The sequence below is a fragment of the Piscinibacter sp. genome, assembly GCF_050175855.1.
Classification (GTDB): Bacteria; Pseudomonadota; Gammaproteobacteria; order Burkholderiales; family Burkholderiaceae_C; genus Piscinibacter.
Map to the genome: position 1 here is coordinate 1 of NZ_JBFXIO010000549.1, position 2,681 is coordinate 2,681.

The 2,681-nt window shown below is 69.4% G+C and carries 4 protein-coding genes and 1 pseudogene; 3 read left to right on the forward strand and 2 right to left on the reverse strand.

Annotated elements, in window-relative coordinates:
• A partial coding sequence (locus AB7U92_RS25525; protein WP_428583415.1) for an HNH endonuclease occupies nucleotides 1-220 on the forward strand: 220 nt, incomplete at its 5' end.
• Nucleotides 221-358: 138 nt separating this feature from the next.
• A complete protein-coding gene (locus tag AB7U92_RS25530; protein ID WP_428583417.1) occupies nucleotides 359-874 on the forward strand; it encodes a glycine zipper 2TM domain-containing protein in 516 nt (171 codons plus the stop codon).
• Nucleotides 875-879: 5 nt separating this feature from the next.
• Here AB7U92_RS25530 and AB7U92_RS25535 read toward each other — a convergent pair whose 3' ends face one another.
• Together AB7U92_RS25535 and ccoG are read right to left on the reverse strand one after the other, a co-directional pair.
• On the reverse strand, nucleotides 880-1,089 hold the full coding sequence (locus AB7U92_RS25535; protein ID WP_428583419.1) for a DUF3079 domain-containing protein: 210 nt from the start codon (nucleotides 1,087-1,089) through the stop codon (nucleotides 880-882).
• A gap of 11 nt (nucleotides 1,090-1,100) precedes the next feature.
• Nucleotides 1,101-2,531 carry a cytochrome c oxidase accessory protein CcoG gene (gene ccoG, locus AB7U92_RS25540; RefSeq protein WP_428583421.1) on the reverse strand — a complete coding sequence of 477 codons (1,431 nt, stop codon included), beginning with the start codon at nucleotides 2,529-2,531 and terminating at the stop codon, nucleotides 1,101-1,103.
• Nucleotides 2,532-2,577: 46 nt separating this feature from the next.
• Between ccoG and AB7U92_RS25545 the strand changes: the two are divergent.
• Nucleotides 2,578-2,681: pseudogene (locus tag AB7U92_RS25545) on the forward strand (Rrf2 family transcriptional regulator); the annotation flags it as partial.

Here is a 2,681-nt window from a genome sequence, read left to right on the forward strand (position 1 = left end):
CGGCGGGCTGGACAGCTGGATGAACTGCATCACCGCCTGCCGGCCCTGCAACGGCCGCAAGGGCAATCGCATGCCGGAAGAGGCGCGCATGGGTCTGCTGTACCTGCCCTACGGTCCCAGCCTGCACGAGGACATGATCCTGCGCGGCCGGCGAATCCTGGCCGACCAGATGGAGTTCCTGCTGGCCAGCGTGCCGCGCTCCAGCCGCCTGCACGGCTGAGCCGTGCCGGTTGAGTTCGCTCAGCCGACAATCATCTTTACACCGCGCCGGGGAACTGCCGGCGCGCCGACACATCAACCGGTCAACGCGCCCGCCCGTGAGGGCGTTGCGCAGTCCAAACCGCCCCTGGAGCCCGTCATGAAGAAGTCCCTCCTCGCCCTGGCCGTCGTCGCCACGCTGGCCGCCTGCTCGACCACCAGCCCCGACGTCATCCAGCGCAGCGACGCACAGCGCATGTCGCAGGTGCAGGACGCCACCGTGCTGACCGTCCGCCCGGTGGTGGTCGAAGGCAGCCAGAGCGGCGTGGGCGGCGTCTCCGGGGCGGTGGTTGGTGGCGTGGCCGGCTCATCGGTGGGCGGCAGCCACGAGGCGGTGGCCGTCGGCGTGATCGGCGCCGTGGCGGGCGCCGTCATCGGCAACGCGATCGAGCGCGCCGGCACGCGTGAGGAGGCGCTCGAAATCCTCGTGCAACTGCGCAACGGCGAACGCCGCGCCATCGTTCAGGCCAAGGGCAACGAGACCTTCAACCCGGGCGACGCAGTGATCCTCGTCACGACCGGCGGCAAGACGCGCGTGTCGCGCGCGCCGGCCGTGGTGCCCTCGGGCGGCGCCCAGCCGGTGGGCACGCCGGTGCCGCCGGCGCCCAAGGGCTGAGCCGCTCAGGCAGCCGTCGCAGGGGGGTCGGCAGAGGCCGGCTCGGCGAACTCCGCGCCGCAGGCGCGGGCCCACTCGATGCCGAACAGTTCGATCGGATGCTGCGTGCGCTCCGAGCCGTTGCCGCACAGCATCGCGTCGGCAGCGCAGTAGCGGTCGCAGCCCCAGCAGTTGCGCTCGGGATGGGCAGGCTGCTGCGGAAACTTCTTGGCCATGGTCGAAGCCCTCAGCGGGGGACGAGGAAGGTGGTCTTTTCCCGCAGCGTGGGTTCGCTGTGGCTGGGCTCGGTCAGCGTCAGCACCACGGCCTGCACGCCCGGCTGCATGACCTGTGCGGACATCGGCGGGATGGCCAGCGTGACGATCATCGACTTTGCTTCGCCCGGCGCCATCGCGACATCCGGCTGCCCTTCGACGAAGAGGCCCGGCAGGCCGTCGACGCCCAGTCGATAGTGCGCGGCGCGCTCGGTGCGGTTGGTCAACTGCACGCGGTAGAGGTTCAGCACCTGGCCGTCTTCGCCGATGCGCGCCATCACGCCGCGATCGCGGATCACGTCCATGTGCACCGGCGAACGCGTGGCCAGGCCGACGGCGAAAGCGGCGCCCGCGGCCGTCAGCAGCGCACCATAGGCCAGCACGCGGGGCCGCAGCACGCGGCGCAGCATCTCCCCGCGCCCGAGGCCCTGGGCCACGCCGTTGGACGTGGCGTAGCGGATCAGGCCGGTGGGATAGTCCATCTTGCGCATCACGTCGTCGCAGGCGTCGATGCAGGCCGCGCAGCCGATGCACTCGTTCTGCAGGCCATTGCGGATGTCGATGCCGGCCGGGCAGACCTGCACGCACATCGTGCAGTCGGTGCAACTGCCCAGGCCGACCGCGGCCGGATCGGTGCGGCGCGGACGCGCCCCGCGCGGATCGCCCCGCGCGCTGTCGTAGGCGATGACCAGCGAGTCGCCGTCGATCAGCGTGCTCTGGATGCGCGCATAGGGGCACATGTAGATGCAGATCTGCTCGCGCATCCAGCCGGCGTTGCCGTACAGCATGGCGGCGTAGAACAGCATCCAGAAGGCCGGCCACGAGACGATGCCAACCTCTGCCAGGTGCGGCCCGAGTTCGCGGATCGGCACGAAGTAGCCCACCAGCGTGAAGCCCGCGGCCAGTGCCGCGGCGATCCACAGCGCGTGCTTGGCGCCCTTGCGGCCGAGCTTGCCCGCGCTCCAGGGCATGCCATCGCGCTTGATCCGCTGGTGGCGGTCGCCCTCGGTCTTCAGCTCGATCCACTGGTAGATCTCGCTGTACACCGTCTGTGGGCAGGAATAGCCGCACCACAACCGGCCCGCCACGGCGGTGAAGAAGAACAGCGCCAGTGCGGCGATCACCAGCAGCGCGGCGAGGAAGATCAGGTCCTGTGGCTGCAGGACGAGGCCGAAGACGTAGAAGCGCGGCGACTCCAGGTCGAACCACACGGCCTGGCGGCCGTTCCACTGCAACCACGGCAGGCCGAGGAAGACCGATTGCGTCAGCGCCACGATCAGCCAGCGCAGGCGCGCATACAGCCCGCGCACGGAACGCGCATAGATCTTCGTGTGCTTCTGGTACATCGGCACGAAGTGCACTGGCTGCGTAGCGCCCAGTGAGGATCCGCTCGAACTGCTCATGGCTTGCGTTAAGATATGCGCGGAGTATATCTTTTTCGGAGGCCTGATGCGACTCACCGCGATGACGGATTACTCGCTGCGCCTGCTCATGTACGTCGGCCAGCACCCCGAGCGCCTGTGCACGATCGCCGAGATCGCGCAGGTGTACGG

Bases quoted from the DNA above. Each gene is read 5' to 3' on its own strand.
- AB7U92_RS25530 (WP_428583417.1), top strand. From the start codon at position 359: ATGAAGAAGTCCCTCCTCGCCCTGGCCGTCGTCGCCACGCTGGCCGCC.
- AB7U92_RS25535 (WP_428583419.1), bottom strand. From the start codon at position 1,089: ATGGCCAAGAAGTTTCCGCAGCAGCCTGCCCATCCCGAGCGCAACTGC.
- ccoG (WP_428583421.1), bottom strand. From the start codon at position 2,531: ATGAGCAGTTCGAGCGGATCCTCACTGGGCGCTACGCAGCCAGTGCAC.